The sequence below is a fragment of the Mesorhizobium sp. M0815 genome (assembly GCF_040319995.1).
Lineage (GTDB): Bacteria > Pseudomonadota > Alphaproteobacteria > Rhizobiales > Rhizobiaceae > Mesorhizobium.
In genome coordinates, this window is sequence record NZ_JAMYOU010000013.1 from 19,794 (window position 1) to 35,644 (window position 15,851).

Genomic DNA, 15,851 nt, shown 5'->3' on the forward strand with positions numbered 1-15,851 from the left:
GACGAACTCCCCTCTCCCCGTTTTTTCACGGGGAGAGGGTAAGGGTGAGGGGCAGCGCCGACTTGATGTATTGGCCTGCAATCCGTTGTCAGATCGACCGACTTACGCCAGATCCACCCAAACCGTCAGGATTTGGCGCTTCTCTTCGCGGGCTTTGGTGCCTTGCTTGCGGCCGGCTCACCTTTTGGTTCCCGCCTTGCCGAAGGTGGAGAGGACAACGGACTTGCCCCGCCGTCGTCCGAACCACTGTACCGCGGCGTCTCAAGCACGGTGACGCAACCGTCGAGATCGTTGGTGGCCAGATGGGCGTAGCGCATGGTCATGGACAGCGTCTGGTGGCCGAGCCACATCTGCACACGCCTGATATCGATGCCGCCCTGGACGAGACGCGAGGCGCATGTATGGCGCAATATGTGCGGCACGACCTGATCGTCGGCGCCAAGCCCGACTTCGGCCTTGGCATCGTTCCAGATGGCACGAAACTGCGCCTGGCTAAGCTTGGTGAACGGGCCTTTAGGCCGGCGGCCCTCGGTGGCCGGCAGCTTGATCACCTCTTTTACCCGCTCGGTCATCGGGATGGTGCGGCTGCGGCCGGACTTGGTGATCCAGAAACTGACGCGGTGCTCCTGGATATCGTTCCAGATCAAGCCCAGCGCTTCGCCGAGGCGGCAACCGGTGTCGACGAGAAAGACGGAAAGCCGATAGGCGTCCTCGCTGCGGCTTTTGATGGCGGCAAACAGCCGAGCCTCCTCGTCCCTTTCGAGGAAACGAATCCGTCCCGCCCGCTCTTTCTGGCGGCGGAACTCGGGCAGGCTGTGGATATCCCCCATCTTGTGAGCCTTGCGCAGCAGTTTGCTGAGGGCAGCCATCTTCCGGTTGATGGTTGCGTTGCTGTTGCCGCGCTGGCGCAAGGTGCCGATAAGGTTGTCGAGGGTGCTTTGGTCAAAGGCGCTGAAACGCTCCCCAAGGAGAATCTCGTCTATTTCGCCGATGAACGAGCTGACATTGTACTTATGCCGCCCATCATCCCAAAGTATATCCCGGTATGCTGAAAAAAGTTCTCCGATCCTGTGCGACTTTACTTCTCGTATCTTGTTGTAACTGTATTTTATCTTTGCAGTTTGAGAAGAAAACATCGAAAAATGATCAGAGGTCCCTCCCTCTTGAATCGCATCGTTCGTCATTATTCGCCACACCCCCGAGTGGATAGGCCTAGACCTACCTGCTTGGCGGTGCCCTTTCAAGAGTTTTAAGCGTTGCGGCCGATTTCATCCACCAGTGGTGGATCCCAACGACATCGTTCCACAACCCTGTTCAGCTACCGAACCCCCTTTTCCTTCTGTTTGCTACCAGTCGCGAAAATAAAACAGCCCGGGCGTTGAAGCGCCCGGGCTGGATTTCAGTTGCTTAAGTCCAGCCCTTAGAACGAGCGCTGGAAGCGGAGGACACCGCCGATGCTGTTTTCGTCGGTAGCACCGGTCCAATTGTCGAAATTGTTGTCACCGAAGTGCAGGTAGTCGACTTCGGCCGTGATCGTGAAGCCGGGAACGATGTCGTAGGCAATGTTCGCCGCGATGCCGACGTTCTCGCCTTCGTCATACGCCGCCTGAAGGTTGAACGAGGTCTTCTCGTTGATGGTGTAAGTGCCACCACCCCAAACTGCCCAGTTGCCGCTCCACTGCTTGTAGAAGTTGCGTGGGATATTGTCGTCCGAACCGTAGCCGGCCATCAGGAACAGCGTCAGGTTCTGCATCGGCGTCACGTCCAGGCGAGCCTTGCCTGTCCATTCTTCCACTGCGCTGTCATAGGCAATGACGCCCGAGATCGAACCCCAGCCCTGCGTGTATTTCACGCCGCCGACGACATATGGAACATAGCTGTCGATCGAATCGTGACCCAGGTGGAGCGCGGTGTTGTCGTCGTTGAGGATAAAGCCTTCACCGGTTTCCAACGACGCCACGGCCGAGAAGCCGTTGCCGGCATCGAAGTAGTACTGGATGACGTTGGTGTCGAAGCCGCCGTAGGGAACCAGCGTATCGTTGATGACGTTGCCGGCGTAACCGGTGAACGTATTGAAGGCCGTTTCGTCCTTACCGACGCGGAGACCACCGAGCTGGATCCAGGCGAAGTTCAGCGAAACGCCTCTGCTGCCAAAGCTGGAGAATTGTGCATCAGGGGTGGCCGGGTTGCCGTCGAGATCGACCCCGTGATAACCGGTTCCCCAGTTGAAGCGGGTCTCGGTGTAGGTCTTCAAGGTGCCCATCTCGGTTTCCTGGCCGGTATAGGTCCTCAGCGTGAAGCGAGCCTGCTTGAAATAGCCGTCGTTGACATCGTCCCTGCCTTCCAAGGCTTCCGAAAGGTCTTGGTAACGGGCACCAGTGAACGCGCCCGCATCGCCGGCGGAGATGTCATAGCGGACGTAGCCGCCGATGCGCATGCAGATTTCGGTGCCGGGGATGTAGAAGTAGCCAGCGCCGTAGACGTCGCAAATCTTGACGTATTCAGCGGGTTCCGGCTCGGCGACGACGACGGCGTCGGCGGCGCGCGCACCGGAAACTGCGATCAGTGCCGCAGCGGAGCCGAGAAGAAGGCTCTTGATGTTCATTTTCTGACCTCCAGTCAAAAGTTAAAAAACGGGTCTGGGTATTCTTTGCTGAAGGACAGCGTTCCCTGCCCCATCCCCACTACCGAAAAAGATGCGCACCGCGCCGCTCCTTCAAACCCGACATTACCCATGAGACGGCGGCGTTCAACCACGATCGTACCGGCAAAAGGTTTGTGTTGGCGCTATACCCCGGCGTTGTTGCACAAATGACACGATTTGGCCTCACTCCGAAAGCTCCCGTTAACCAACAGCCCTTCGCAAGCCGTTGCAAACGGCGGATTCCGGCGATGGTCGGCCCGAAATGTGACCATGGCGCGAGTCGCGAACCAGGGAATCGCCGCAGAATCGCCACATCGCTGGGCGGCGCTTTGGCGAAGGGTCGATTTTTCAAGGATAATAGCGCCAGCTTGTTGATTGTGCCGGCGCTTTTCTTTATCCACCGGCGCAACGGAGAGGTGGCCGAGTGGTCGAAGGCGCTCCCCTGCTAAGGGAGTAGAGGTCAAAAGCTTCTCGTGGGTTCGAATCCCATCCTCTCCGCCACCCTACGCCCTGCGGGCTTCGGGTGGCAGGCCACCCGGAACCGCATTTTGGGCGTAGGGTGTCGCCCGAAGCTACGAAGTAGCGTAGGGGGACTATGTGGTACGTCTATTTCCTGCAACTTCGTAACGGCGATGTCTACGTCGGGTCGACCAACGACCTTCGGCGCCGCTTCGAATCGCATCGATCAGGCTATGTGACTTCGACCAAGGCCTATCTGCCTGTAACTTTGAAGTCCTACATCGGGGTTGAAACCGAGGCCAACGCACGGCAACTCGAGCGATATTTCAAGACCGGTTCAGGCAAGGCCTTCGCCAGTAAGCGTTTTTGGCGGACAGGGCCTCACTGACGGCCTTAGGACTTATCTATTTGAAAATATAAATAAAAACAGCCGAACGAGCTGCTTTTTGCCGACCTCCGCCCTCGATTCTGACTGGAGGTCAGAAAATGAACATCAAGAGCCTTCTTCTCGGCTCCGCTGCGGCACTGATCGCAGTTTCCGGTGCGCGCGCCGCCGACGCCGTCGTCGTCGCCGAGCCGGAACCCGCTGAATACGTCAAGATTTGCGACGTCTACGGCGCTGGCTACTTCTACATCCCAGGCACCGAAACCTGCCTGCGCATCGGTGGCTATGTCCGCTATGACATCGGCATCGGCGACGTCGGCTCCTTCGACGGTGCGAAGACCACGGACCAGATGGACGGCGGCTCGCAGGATACCTACTACAAGCACGCCCGATTCACGTTGAAGACCTGGACCGGCCAGGAAACCGAGCTCGGCACCTTGAAGACCTACACCGAGACCCGTTTCAACTGGGGTAACCACAACGATTATCTTGATGACAACTTTAACGGCGGTACGAGTGTTTCGCTGAACTTTGCCTGGGTCCAACTCGGTGGTTTGCGCGTCGGCAAAGACGAATCGGCCTTCGACACGTTCATCGGCTACGCCGGCAACGTCATCCAGGATACGCTAGTCCCCTATGGCGGCTTCGACACCAATGTCGTCCAGTACTACTTCGACGCCGGCAACGGCTTCTCGGCCGTGGCTTCGTTGGAAACCGGTTCGGGCAGTGCCGATGCGGATCCTGGCATTTTCCAAGACAGCAACAGCGGCAATGATTCGATCGACAGCTATGTTCCGTATGTGGTCGGCGGTATTAAATACACGCAGGGTTGGGGCTCGATCACCGGTGTTGCCGCCTATGACAGCACTTGGGAAGAGTGGGCCGGCAAGGTTCGCGTCGACGTTACGCCGATACAGAACCTGACACTGTTCGTCATGGCCGGTTACGGTTCGGACGACAACATCGACCGCAACTTCTATAAGCAGTGGGGCGGCAACTGGGCAGTTTGGGGTGGTGGCACCTACACCATCAACGAGAAGACCTCGTTCAACCTCCAAGCATCGGTTGACGACGACAAGAACTACGGCGTCGCCGCGAACATCGCCTACGATATCGTTCCCGGCTTCACGATCACTGCCGAAGTCGATTGGGCTCGCGACGGTCAGTTTGATAAAGCCTACGATCGCAACTGGACCAATGCCGACGACAAGGACAGCGTCGGCGGGATGCTGCGCTTCCAGCGCTCATTCTAACAATCCGAACCTGATTGAGATCGAACCCGGCGGGCCAACCGCCGGGTTTTTCGTATCGGGCGACGCAGCTAACAACTCTCGGTGCATGAATACAGGCTGCCACTGAATACCTATCGCAGGGCTGAGCTGGTCAATTGTAATGCTCGCCGCGCCCGCTTGTCCGAACGTGCAAAAAATGAAGATCTTGGCACGATCTGAAGGGCTGGCCTACAGGATCAACGGATCTCGACAGCAAGTCACCGTCGACCTCGGCCTGCCGAACGCCACCCACTCGTTCAAAGTTCGGCTAGATCTCCCAAGGCGTGAATCAGCGGCTGAATTGTGCTCTCATATTTTTTCCAGCGCTTGACCGATGATGTATAGATCGGCTGCCGCACCTGCCAGCGGCTGGGGGTATTGACCGACCTGTCCTTCTCGAAAAAGCGCAGGCAGGAATCGTCCCAAGGCAAGCCGAGATGATCGATGAGACGGCGCGACTGCGCCTCCTGATCCGCAATCAGCGTCTCGTAGCGGCTTTCGAAAATACGTCCGGGAAAGACCTTATTCCAATGCCGCATCAAGCGATCATATTCACGGTAGTATAGGCCGAGTGTCTCAAGGTCGGCGTTGTAGCCGTGGTCCTTGGTGAAATGCAAGACGAAGCAGGACACGCAATTGTCGATGGCATCGCGCCGGCAATGAATGATGCGCGCGTGGGGAAAAAGAATTCCAATCACTCCGATAAACTCGAAGTTGTGCGGCATCTTGTCGACTATGCGGAGCGCGGCAGGCGCGTGCTGGCGCAGATAAGACAGGTATTCTTCGGCCAGCGCCCTCGACTGATCCCTCGTCATCGACATGATCGAACTGCGCAGGTCCTCATCCGATTGTGTTCTAAAGCCCATCGAGTTCGCGATTCGGCGCAGCTTCGTAAGCTCCCCGGCGCCATGGACGTCCGGATGGCTCGCGCAGATCTGCTCGGTCAGCGTCGTCCCCGACCGGGGCATGCCCAGCACAAACACAGGCACTTCGGATGGACTGCCGTGGCCAGCCTTGGCTTCCAATAGTGACGGGCTGAATATCTCGATCATGGAATCGACACTTCGGCGGTAGTACTCCAGGTCGAAATCGTGACCAGCGGCCTTTTTTGCCTTCTGGAAGTGATCCATCGCCTCATCGTAGCGCTCGAGATCGTTCAGCACTTTGCCTGCAGCGTGATGGAGCTGGGATGCAGCAACCGGTTCGAGCCTGGGATTGGAGAGTTCGCGCAGGATAGAGTCGAGCTCGGCAGGTTTTTCGGTGAACTTTTGCGTGTCGACCAGGTAGTTGTAGGCTGCCCCAACATCGACGCGACGTTCTATTGCCTGATTGAGATAGGCTCTGGCTTCGTCCATGCGACCGAGGCTGGCGAGCGCACCAGCCAGACCAATTCGGACCATGGGATGGTCGCCGTTGATCTTCAGTGCCTTCTCGTAAAGGGGCAAAGCCATCTCGGCCTTGTCGAAGTTGACGTAGGCACGCGCCAGTCCGCAAAGCGCTTCCACCAGATCGGGCTTCAATTCGCAGGCGCGCTGCAGGTGCCTGATCGCAAGCAAGCTGTCGCCAAGCTTCAGACCGGCCTCTCCCAGGCTAAGGTGGAAATACGGATTTTGAGGCGTCTGGCTTACTGCTCGTGCAAAATATTTGAGAGCCAACTCATCGTCGATACCGAGCCCCAGCGTGCCGAGGATGTACAGCGAAAGCGGGTGGTTTGGCGTGCGGGCGAGAACGCGATGGCATAACTCCTCGGCCTCTGGAAGCCGCTTGGCTTGCTGGAGTTCGAGCGCCTGTCGCAACAGCATGTCGTCAGCTTGCGCGCGCGACGGCGGTTTCGCTTTCGGCGGCTGCACTTTCGGCGCCGGGCGGGACTTTATGTGTTTGGACCAAGCGGGCGGCAGTCGGTTGCTCATCATGTCTCGCTAGCAAAATGATCTGGGAGAATCCAGCCTGACGTGCCCGCCCGCCGCAGAACTTGGCGGCCAGGCCGGCAGCTTAGTCTAGCAACCGGTGCCCCGCCGCAATTGCAGCCCCAGCCCACAAACCTGGCGATTCAGATCTCGTGGCCCACACAAATGCAAATTGCCGACTGCAATTCCCGAGTCAAATCTCGGCGAGATCACCGAGCGACTGGATCAGCGGCTGGATTGCGCTCTCATAGTTTTTCCAGCGCTTGACAGATGAACTGTAGATCGGTTGCCGAACCTGCCAGCGACTGGCCGTGTTGACCGATCCCTCCTTGTCGAAGAAGCGCAGGCAGGTATCGTCCCAGGGCAATCCAAGATGATCGATCAGACGGCGCGATTGTGCCTCCTGATCCGCAACCAGCGTCTCGTAGCGACTTTCGAAGATGCGTCCGGGAAAAACCTTGTCCCAATGTCGCATCAGGCGATCATATTCACGGTAGTACAGCCCGAGTGTCTGCAGGTCGGCGATGTAGCTGTGTCCCTTGGAGAAATTCTGGAAAAAACACGAGAGGCAATTGTCGATGGCATCGCGACGACAGTGAATAATCCGTACATTGGGGAAGAGAAGCCCTATGAGACCGATCAGTTCGAAATTCCGGGGCATCTTGTCGACGATGCGAAGCGCGGTCGGCGCACGCTCACGAAGATAGGACAGGTGCTCCTCGGCCAGCATTTTGGATAGGTCGGGGGTGATCGGAACGATCGATTGGTCCAAGGTCCGTGCCGAAACCTTCGTGAGGCCGATAGCATTTGCGGCTCGCCTTATCTTTTTCAGCTCTCCGGCGCCATGAACATTCGGGTGGCTCGCGCAAATCTGCTCGGTCAGGGTGGTGCCCGATCGGGGCATGCCCAATACAAACACGGGCACTTCCGACGGGCTTCCATAACCCGCCTTGGCGGCCAACATGTCCGGGTTGAAGAACTCAATCGTGGAGTCGATCCAGCGGCGATAGGTCTCCAGATCGAACTTATAGCCGGCGGCCCGCTTGCCTTTCTTGAAATGATCTATCGCGTCTTCGTAGCGCCCAAGGTCGTTCAGCACTTTGCCGGCAGCGTGATGAAGTGTCGTCACACTGTCCGGGTCAAGCTTTGGCTCACCAAGCTCGCGCAGGATGGACCTAAGTTCGGCCGGCTCCTCGGTGAACTTGCGCGTACGCACAAGCTCATTATAGGCGGCGGGCATAGCGATGCGACGTTCGATCGCCTCCTTCAGATAGATTTTGGCTTCATCCATGCGACCAAGACCGGTGAGTGCGCTGGCAAGCCCCGTCCGAACGCGGGGATGATCGCGGTTGATCTTGAGCGCTCTCTCGTAAACCGGCACAGCCATGTCAGCCTTGTCAAATTCGACGTAGGCGCGCCCCAATGCGCAAAGCGCCTCCACCAAATCGGGCTTCAACTCCAGAGCGTGCTGGATGTGCGTGATTGCGGGCGAATATTCGCTTACCCTCAGATAAGCTTCACCCAGACTAAGGTGATAATAGGGGTTTCGGGGCTCCACGCCGACGGCTCGCGCCAAATATCGCAGGGCCATTTCATCGTCGAGCCCGATGAATAGCGTGCCCATGATATACAAAGCCAAGGGATGGTTGGGCGTGCGCTCCAGCACGCGACGGCACAGTTCCCGAGCCTCGGCCAACCGCTTGGCCTGCTGCAAGCCATACGCCTGTTTCAGCAGCGCATCGTCGGCCTGCACGCGCGTCAATGGTTTCGCCTTCGGCGGTTCCACTTTCGGCGCCGGGTGGGACTTTATATGCTTGGACCAGGCGGGCGGCAGTCGGTTCCTCATCATGTCTCGCTAGCAAAATGATCCGCGAGAATCCAGCCTGACCGTCGCCGCCGTTCGTGGAACTTGCGCAGGCCCAGCCGGCAGGCTAGCAAAGAAGGCCCTTTTTGAACGAGCCTTTGCCATGCGCCCTCCCCTTACGCCGCTCATCGACGCGCTTCCCTCTACGGTGCCGTTTGTCGGCCCTGAGGCGCAGGAGCGTGATCGCGGCCGCGGCTTTCGCGCCCGCATCGGCGCCAATGAGAGCAGCTTTGGCCCCTCGCCGCGGGTCGTTGCCCGCATGGCCGAGATTGCCGGCGACATGTGGATGTATTGCGACCCCGACAATCACGATTTGAAGGTAGCCGTGGCCCGACATCTCGGTGTCGGCGCCGAAAACGTCGTCGTCGGCGAAGGCATAGACGGGCTGCTCAGCCTGGTGGCGCGCATGTATGTGGCGCCCGGCGACGCGGTGGTGACCTCGCTCGGCGCCTACCCGACCTTCAACTTTCACGTCGCCGGCGTCGGCGGCCGGCTGGTCGCAGTGCCCTACGAGAACGACCGAGAAAACCTCGACGGCCTGCTGGCGGCAGTGGCCAGGGACAAGGCGCCGCTGGTCTATCTGTCCAACCCGGACAATCCGATGGGCAGTTGGTGGGAAGCGGCCGAGCTCAGCCGCTTCCTCGAGGCCTTGCCGGAGACCACAATGCTGGTGCTCGACGAGGCGTATGGCGAATTAGGGCCAGCCTCAGCGATGCCGCCGATCGATGTGGCGCGGCCGAACGTCATCCGCATGCGCACCTTCTCCAAGGCCTATGGGCTAGCCGGCATACGCTGCGGCTACGCGGTGGCCGAAGCCCAGGTGATTCGCGACTTTGAGAAGATACGCAACCATTACGGCGTCAGCCGCATGGCGCAGATCGCCGGCGTCGAGGCGCTTGCCGATCAGGCATGGCTGGAGAGCGTGGTGGCGCGGGTCGCCGCCGGCCGCCGGCGCATCGCCGGAATAGCCGAGGCGAACGGGCTGAAGCCGCTGGCTTCGGCGACCAATTTCGTCACCATCGAGTGCGGCCGCGACGGCGCTTTCGCGCTGAAGGTGCTGCAGGCGCTGTTGTCGCGCGACGTGTTCATCCGCAAGCCGATGGTGCCAGTGCTCGATCGCTGCATCCGGGTCAGCGTCGGCCTCGATCACGAGCTCGACATTTTTGCCGAGGAACTGCCGGGCGCACTGGCCGCAGCGCGGGGGAATTGAGGCGCCAAAAGGGGCGACGGAGCACCACGACCTCCAGTACCGCCGCTACTTCTCCCCACCACCAAGCAGGCGCGTGACCCGTTTCAAGGCGTCCGATAATTCGGCAGCCGCGTCATCGGCGAGGCTGGCCGTCAGCCGGGCGAGATCGCGATCCGTCGCAGCCTGAAGCCTGGCGAGTTCCGCACTTCCGCGAGCGGTTAGCGACAGGATGCGTCTGCGCCGATCGGCTGGGTCAGTGCGTATCTCGGTCAGGCCAGCGGCGGCGAATCTCCTCAGTATGCGTGTGACATAGGCCGGATCGAGCCGGAGTTCGGCGGCGATTTCGGAGGCTGCCGGTCCGAGACCGAGGTGGAACGCCCGTGCCAGAAACCCAGCCTCACCGCCGCTATTGGCGGCAGCGCGGAATCGGTCGCCCAATTCGAACAGCAGCCGCGCCTCGCCCAGCGTATAGGCGCTGTGCGTCAAGGTCAGGTCGAGCAGCCCGATCAGGCGCGTGTAGAAGCGATTGAAGCAACGTATCTCCGCGACAAGGGCATTCCGATCGGCCGGCATGTGGACCTCCTTCGGGCTGATCGCTCCTAAGGACCATGATGATCTATTATTTGACTTAGTCAATCATTCGATGGAGACGCCGCCTATCTCGCACGTGAAGCTGGCGGATAGCGATCGGCAGAGAGACCTTCGATGCACGTTGCCTGGTTGAATTTGCACAGCGATGCGCCAGACTCGACTCAGAAGATGGAGAGCGCGATGGCCGACCGGACGGTGCAGGTACGCATATACGGCAAGGTGCAAGGCGTCAGCTACCGGGTCTGGGCGCGGCGCGAGGCGTCTGGACTTGGCCTTGCCGGTTGGGTGCGCAACGAAGTTGACGGCTCGGTGACAGCCTCGATTGCAGGTGCCGATGCGGCGGTCTCGACAATGATCGAACGTCTCTGGCAAGGGCCGCCAGGGGCAGCAGTTTCGAAGGTCGATGTCGAGGAGATCGAGGCACGCAACATGTCCGCGGGTTTCACGATCGTTGCCTAGCAAGGCATGATCCTGCTCATTCGCTTCCATCGCACAAAATCTCCAGGGTGCAGATAGAGCAAACCTGAAGCCATTGCCTTACCCGAACACACTCCTTGAATTAATTGAACGTTTGTTTTATTGTTCTGAAAAGGCGGCTTGTCATGGCGCGTACGACCGGTTCCGACGGAGAGAAGACCGAAGCTGCGGTCCGGGAGGCGGCGGTCAGCCTGATTGCGCGTCTCGGCTACGAGGCGATGTCGATGCGCCAGCTGGCGGCCGAGGTCGGCGTCCAGGCAGCGGCGCTTTACCGCTATTTCCCGACCAAGCAGGACCTTCTGTTCACGCTGATGCGCGAGCATATGGAAGGCCTGATCGAGGCGTGGCGCACAACACGCCCTGTCGGCGCCGATCCGGCAGCGCGGCTCGCCGCCTATGTTGAAAACCACATCGCTTTCCACGTCGAACGCCGCCATTCCACCCATGTCTCGAACATGGAGCTGCGCAGCCTGTCGCACGAAAGTCTCACGCAGATCCTGCGCATGCGCACCGCTTACGAGAAGGAGCTGCGCGCCATTCTGCGCGACGGCGTCGAAGCGGGCTTGTTCAGCGTCGAGGACACCGGGCTCACCGCCATGGCGCTGATCCAGATGATGACCGGCGTCATCGTCTGGTTCCGGCCGGGCGAACGGCTGTCGATCGCCGAAGTCACCGCTACATATCTAGCAATGACAATGCGCCTTGTTGGAGCAAAGAGCGATGGCGCGAGGACGAGCCACGGCACCGTGCGTCCATTCGAGCGCGCAAAGGACGCTGTAGCACTTTGATTTCGCGCATGATCCCGATTTTCGCGGTCGTGCGCCGGGAGGAACGGCATGTACACGCAGACGCTCAACTTCGGGCTTGACGAAGACATCGAGGCGCTGCGCGATCTGGTGCGGCGCTTCGCCCAGGAGAAAATCGCGCCGATAGCCGCCGAGATCGACCGCTCGAACGAATTCCCGGCACATCTGTGGGCGGAGCTCGGCGGGCTCGGCCTGCTCGGCATCACCGCCGATCCCGATTTCGGCGGCAGCGGCATGGGCTACCTCGCCCATGTCGTGGCGATGGAGGAGATTTCGCGCGCCTCGGCCTCGGTCGGCCTCTCTTACGGCGCCCATTCCAACCTCTGCGTCAATCAGATCAACCGCTGGGCGACGCAGGCGCAGAAAGAAAAATATCTGCCTTCGCTCTGCAGCGGCGAAAAGGTCGGGGCACTGGCGATGTCGGAATCGGGTGCCGGCTCAGATGTCGTGTCGCTGCGCCTGCGCGCCGAAAAGCGCAATGATCGCTACGTGCTCAACGGCACCAAAATGTGGATCACCAACGGGCCGGATGCCGAGACGCTGGTCGTCTACGCCAAGACCGATCCGGAACTCCATTCGCGCGGCATCACCGCTTTCATCGTCGAAAAGGCTTTTGCCGGTTTTTCCGTTGCGCAAAAGCTCGACAAGCTCGGCATGCGCGGCTCGAACACCGGCGAGCTGGTGTTCGACAATGTCGAAGTGCCGTTCGACAATGTGCTGCACGAGGAAGGGCGCGGCGTCGAGGTGCTGATGTCAGGCCTCGACTACGAACGCGCCGTGCTTGCCGGCGGCCCGATCGGCCTGATGGCTGCGTGCCTCGACGTGGCGATCCCTTACGTGCACGAACGCAAGCAGTTCGGCCAGCCGATCGGCGAGTTCCAGCTGGTGCAAGGCAAGCTCGCCGACATGTATGCGACGATGAATGCGGCGCGTGCTTACGTCTATGCCGTAGCCGCCGCCTGCGATCGCGGTGAGACGACGCGCAAGGACGCCGCCGGGTGCGTGCTGTTCGCCGCCGAAAAGGCGACGCTGATGGCGCTCGACGCCATCCAGCTTTTGGGCGGCAACGGCTACATCAACGATTACCCTACCGGCCGGCTGCTGCGCGACGCCAAGCTCTACGAGATCGGCGCCGGCACCAGCGAAATCCGTCGCTGGCTGATCGGGCGGGAAATCATGGCGGAGGGCGCCTAATGGCATTCTTTTGAGATTTGCCAGAAGCCGCACGATATGGCATACTTCTGGACATATGCCATAAATACAAGCGAGACGGACCTTGGCGGGCAGAACGGGAAAGTCCGGATTTGATGAAGATCCGCAAGCACAGTTCGATGCTGGCGCCCGCAAAACGCGGCTTCGGGTTCCGGCGAAACGCGAGCGCGTCAAGCTTGGCGAGGGCGGGCGCTTCGTCATCCCTGCTGCGATGCGCGAGGAGATGGGCGTGAAGCCTGGCGAGGACATGATCCTTCATGTCGAAAACGGCGAGTTGCGGGTAAGATCGTGGCTGCAGAATCTGCGACGCGTTCAGGCCGAATTGTCGGCGCTGAAACAGCCCGGTGAAAGCGTCGTCGACGAATTTCTGAAGGAGCGGCGGGAAGAGCAGCGTCGAAGCGACAAGCGTCTCGACCGGCTTCACGCCGAAGGGACGACAGGAAAGCGGGTGAAATGAAGCCCTACGTCATGGACAGTTCGGCGGCGCTCGCAATCCTGCTCAACGAGCAAGGCACCGAGAATGCTTTGGGGTTCGCGCCGGATGCACAATGCAGTTCGGTCAATGCGGCCGAGATCATTGCCAAGCTGATCGACAAGGGACGCAGCTTGGAACAGGCTGCCGACGACCTCGGAAGTCTCGGCATGCCGATCGCCGTTTTCGACCAAGCGATGGGCATCGCCGCCGGCCAGCTTCGCCAACTGACGCGGCATCGCGGCTTGTCGCTGGGCGATCGGGCCTGCCTGGCGCTGGCGATTCGCGAGAACGCCATTGCCGTCACCGCCGATCGCGACTGGGGCGACCTGGATGTCGGCTGCAAGATCGAGCTGATCCGGTAGCGCCATGGCCCCCCTCACCTCGCAGATCTCGCCCGTCTCCGATATTTTCCGCGCCAATGCCGAGCGCATGCGGGCGCTGGTCGCCGATATTGCGGAAAAGGCTGCTACGGTCGAACACGGCGGCTCGGAGGAAGCGCGTGAGCGGCATGTTTCGCGCGGCAAGCTCCTGCCGCGGCAACGTCTTGCCCAATTGCTCGATACCGGCTCGCCCTTCCTCGAGATCGGCCAGTTCGCGGCGTGGTCGATGTATGGCGAGGACATCTCCTCGGCCGGCCTCATCGCCGGCGTCGGCCGCGTCGAAGGCACCGAAGTCATGGTCGTCGTCAATGACGCCACGGTGAAGGGCGGCACCTATTATCCACTGACGGTGAAGAAGCATCTGCGTGCACAGGAGATCGCATTGCAGAACAATCTGCCTTGCGTCTATCTGGTCGACAGCGGCGGCGCCAATCTGCCCAATCAGGACGAGGTGTTTCCCGACCGCGATCATTTCGGCCGCATCTTCTACAACCAGGCCAACATGTCGGCCGCCGGCATTCCGCAGATCGCCTGCGTCATGGGTTCATGCACGGCCGGCGGCGCCTATGTGCCCGCGATGTCGGACGAGACAATCATGGTGCGCAACCAGGCGACCATCTTTCTCGGCGGGCCGCCGCTGGTGAAGGCGGCCACCGGCGAGGACGTCACCGCCGAGGACCTCGGTGGTGCCGACGTGCACACAAGGCTTTCCGGCGTTGCCGATCACTATGCGCTCGACGACGAACATGCGCTGGCAATATGCCGGCGTATCGTCAAAAACCTGAATCGGAACAAGACTGTAAGCCTGGCCCTGAAGAAATCGATTCCGCCGCTTCACGATCCACATGAACTCTACGGCATCGTACCGACGGATTTGCGCCAGCCTTACGACGTGCGCGAGGTGATCGCCCGCATCGTCGACGGCTCCGAGTTCGATGAGTTCAAGCAGAATTACGGCACCACGCTGATCACCGGCTTCGCCCACCTCAGCGGCATGCCGGTCGGCATCGTCGCCAACAATGGCGTGCTGTTTTCGGAAAGCGCGCTGAAGGGCGCGCACTTCATCGAGCTGTGCTGCCAGCGCAAGATCCCGCTGGTCTTCCTGCAAAACATCACCGGTTTCATGGTCGGGCGAAAATACGAGGCCGGCGGCATCGCCAAGGATGGCGCCAAGCTGGTCATGGCGGTCGCAACGGCCAAGGTGCCGAAGGTGACCGTGATCATCGGCGGCTCGTTCGGCGCCGGCAATTACGGTATGTGCGGACGCGCCTATTCGCCACGCTTCCTGTGGATGTGGCCGAATGCCCGCATCTCGGTGATGGGCGGCGAACAGGCAGCAACGGTGCTGGCCGTCGTCAAGCGCGAAGGCATCGAGCGCAAGGGTGGCGAGTGGAGCGTCGAAGAGGAAGCCAAATTCAAGAAGCCGATCCTGATGAAGTACGAGCATGAAGGGCACCCGCTCTATTCGTCGGCAAGGCTCTGGGACGACGGCATCATCGATCCGGCGAAGACTCGCGAGGTGCTGGCGCTTAGCCTGTCGGCCGCGCTGAACGCCGGGATCGAGGAGACCCGGTTCGGCGTGTTCAGGATGTGAGATGAGCGCAGTCGGCCAGAGGATTCGCGTTCACACCGGCGACATCACGAAGCTGGCGGTCGATGCCATCGTCAATGCCGCCAACACCTCGCTTCTCGGCGGCGGTGGCGTGGACGGCGCCATTCACCGCGCGGCCGGCCCCGAGCTTGAGTTCGAATGCCGGATGCTGAATGGCTGCAAGGTTGGCGAGGCAAAGCTCACCAAGGGCTACAGGCTGCCGGCACGCTACATCATCCACACGGTCGGACCGGTCTGGTAAGGCGGCGGTAAAGGAGAAGCCGAGCTGCTCGCCTCCTGCTATCGCCGGTCACTCGAAATCGCCGCCGCAAAGGACTGCCGGACGGTGGCGTTTCCAGCGATCTCGACCGGTGTCTACCGCTATCCTAAGGATCAGGCGACGCAAATTGCTGTCGGTACCGTGAGTGCCTTCATCGGCCAGAATATCGTTCCGGAAACTGTCATTTTCTGCTGCTTCGACGAGCCGACGGCCGAACTGTATCAGCGGGTCGTTGCTGCACTCGGCAGGGTGTGACCCTGCGCGGGCGACGAACCCGTCCACACCTCCAGACCAATTTTTTTGCTTCTTCATCTGGCCAG

Annotated in this window: 14 protein-coding genes, 1 tRNA gene and 1 pseudogene; 11 read left to right on the top strand and 5 right to left on the bottom strand. The window is 60.3% G+C overall.

Annotated elements, in window-relative coordinates; all coding sequences use genetic code 11:
* Positions 1 to 125: 125 nt before the first annotated feature.
* Both NKI01_RS16085 and NKI01_RS16090 read right to left on the bottom strand, forming a co-directional pair.
* Positions 126 to 1,184 (bottom strand): site-specific integrase, encoded by a 1,059-nt coding sequence (locus NKI01_RS16085; protein WP_198030509.1) that lies wholly within the window; start codon positions 1,182 to 1,184, stop codon positions 126 to 128.
* A gap of 236 nt (positions 1,185 to 1,420) precedes the next feature.
* Positions 1,421 to 2,605, bottom strand: a complete 1,185-nt coding sequence (locus tag NKI01_RS16090; protein ID WP_023719899.1) for a porin — start codon at positions 2,603 to 2,605, stop codon at positions 1,421 to 1,423.
* A 449-nt stretch (positions 2,606 to 3,054) separates the two neighbouring features.
* Between NKI01_RS16090 and NKI01_RS16095 the strand changes: the two genes are divergently transcribed.
* The 3 genes from NKI01_RS16095 (at position 3,055) to NKI01_RS16105 (ending at position 4,741) form a co-directional block, all read left to right on the top strand.
* Positions 3,055 to 3,145: transfer RNA gene (locus NKI01_RS16095), tRNA-Ser, on the top strand.
* Positions 3,146 to 3,239: 94 nt separating this feature from the next.
* Entirely contained in the window at positions 3,240 to 3,491 is a 252-nt protein-coding gene (locus tag NKI01_RS16100; RefSeq protein ID WP_023721031.1) for a GIY-YIG nuclease family protein, read from the top strand.
* A gap of 98 nt (positions 3,492 to 3,589) precedes the next feature.
* The gene (locus NKI01_RS16105) at positions 3,590 to 4,741 is read left to right on the top strand and encodes a porin (protein WP_352481864.1); all 1,152 of its coding nucleotides are present in this window, start codon (positions 3,590 to 3,592) and stop codon (positions 4,739 to 4,741) included.
* Between the two features lie 275 nt (positions 4,742 to 5,016).
* On the opposite strand, the gene NKI01_RS16110 is transcribed toward NKI01_RS16105, so the two are convergent.
* Both NKI01_RS16110 and NKI01_RS16115 read right to left on the bottom strand, forming a co-directional pair.
* Complete coding sequence (locus NKI01_RS16110) at positions 5,017 to 6,669, bottom strand: tetratricopeptide repeat-containing sulfotransferase family protein (protein ID WP_023718349.1); 1,653 nt, start codon at positions 6,667 to 6,669, stop codon at positions 5,017 to 5,019.
* A 190-nt stretch (positions 6,670 to 6,859) separates the two neighbouring features.
* Entirely contained in the window at positions 6,860 to 8,512 is a 1,653-nt protein-coding gene (locus NKI01_RS16115; protein WP_023718350.1) for a tetratricopeptide repeat-containing sulfotransferase family protein, read from the bottom strand.
* Positions 8,513 to 8,633: 121 nt separating this feature from the next.
* On the opposite strand from NKI01_RS16115, the gene NKI01_RS16120 reads away from it, so the two are divergent.
* Positions 8,634 to 9,740 (top strand): pyridoxal phosphate-dependent aminotransferase, encoded by a 1,107-nt coding sequence (locus NKI01_RS16120; RefSeq protein ID WP_023718351.1) that lies wholly within the window; start codon positions 8,634 to 8,636, stop codon positions 9,738 to 9,740.
* A gap of 45 nt (positions 9,741 to 9,785) precedes the next feature.
* Here the strand turns inward: NKI01_RS16120 and NKI01_RS16125 are convergent, their stop codons facing one another.
* The gene (locus tag NKI01_RS16125) at positions 9,786 to 10,292 is read right to left on the bottom strand and encodes a MarR family winged helix-turn-helix transcriptional regulator (protein ID WP_023718352.1); all 507 of its coding nucleotides are present in this window, start codon (positions 10,290 to 10,292) and stop codon (positions 9,786 to 9,788) included.
* Positions 10,293 to 10,490: 198 nt separating this feature from the next.
* On the opposite strand from NKI01_RS16125, the gene NKI01_RS16130 reads away from it, so the two are divergent.
* The 7 genes and pseudogenes from NKI01_RS16130 (at position 10,491) to NKI01_RS16160 (ending at position 15,786) form a co-directional block, all read left to right on the top strand.
* The gene (locus NKI01_RS16130; protein ID WP_352494841.1) at positions 10,491 to 10,769 is read left to right on the top strand and encodes an acylphosphatase; all 279 of its coding nucleotides are present in this window, start codon (positions 10,491 to 10,493) and stop codon (positions 10,767 to 10,769) included.
* 143 nt (positions 10,770 to 10,912) lie between these two features.
* Positions 10,913 to 11,575, top strand: coding sequence for a TetR/AcrR family transcriptional regulator (locus NKI01_RS16135; RefSeq protein ID WP_352494840.1), 663 nt, complete (start codon positions 10,913 to 10,915; stop codon positions 11,573 to 11,575).
* Between the two features lie 48 nt (positions 11,576 to 11,623).
* A complete protein-coding gene (locus tag NKI01_RS16140; protein ID WP_352909993.1) occupies positions 11,624 to 12,787 on the top strand; it encodes an isovaleryl-CoA dehydrogenase in 1,164 nt (387 codons plus the stop codon).
* 82 nt (positions 12,788 to 12,869) lie between these two features.
* The gene (locus tag NKI01_RS16145) at positions 12,870 to 13,262 is read left to right on the top strand and encodes an AbrB/MazE/SpoVT family DNA-binding domain-containing protein (RefSeq protein WP_023718356.1); all 393 of its coding nucleotides are present in this window, start codon (positions 12,870 to 12,872) and stop codon (positions 13,260 to 13,262) included.
* A complete protein-coding gene (locus NKI01_RS16150) occupies positions 13,259 to 13,642 on the top strand; it encodes a type II toxin-antitoxin system VapC family toxin (RefSeq protein WP_023718357.1) in 384 nt (127 codons plus the stop codon). Before NKI01_RS16145 ends, NKI01_RS16150 begins: the two co-directional genes overlap by 4 nt.
* A gap of 4 nt (positions 13,643 to 13,646) precedes the next feature.
* Positions 13,647 to 15,254: a carboxyl transferase domain-containing protein gene (locus tag NKI01_RS16155; protein ID WP_352494838.1), complete on the top strand. Its 1,608-nt coding sequence runs from the start codon at positions 13,647 to 13,649 to the stop codon at positions 15,252 to 15,254.
* Between the two features lies 1 nt (position 15,255).
* Positions 15,256 to 15,786, top strand: a pseudogene (locus tag NKI01_RS16160) (O-acetyl-ADP-ribose deacetylase).
* Positions 15,787 to 15,851 lie beyond the last annotated feature (65 nt).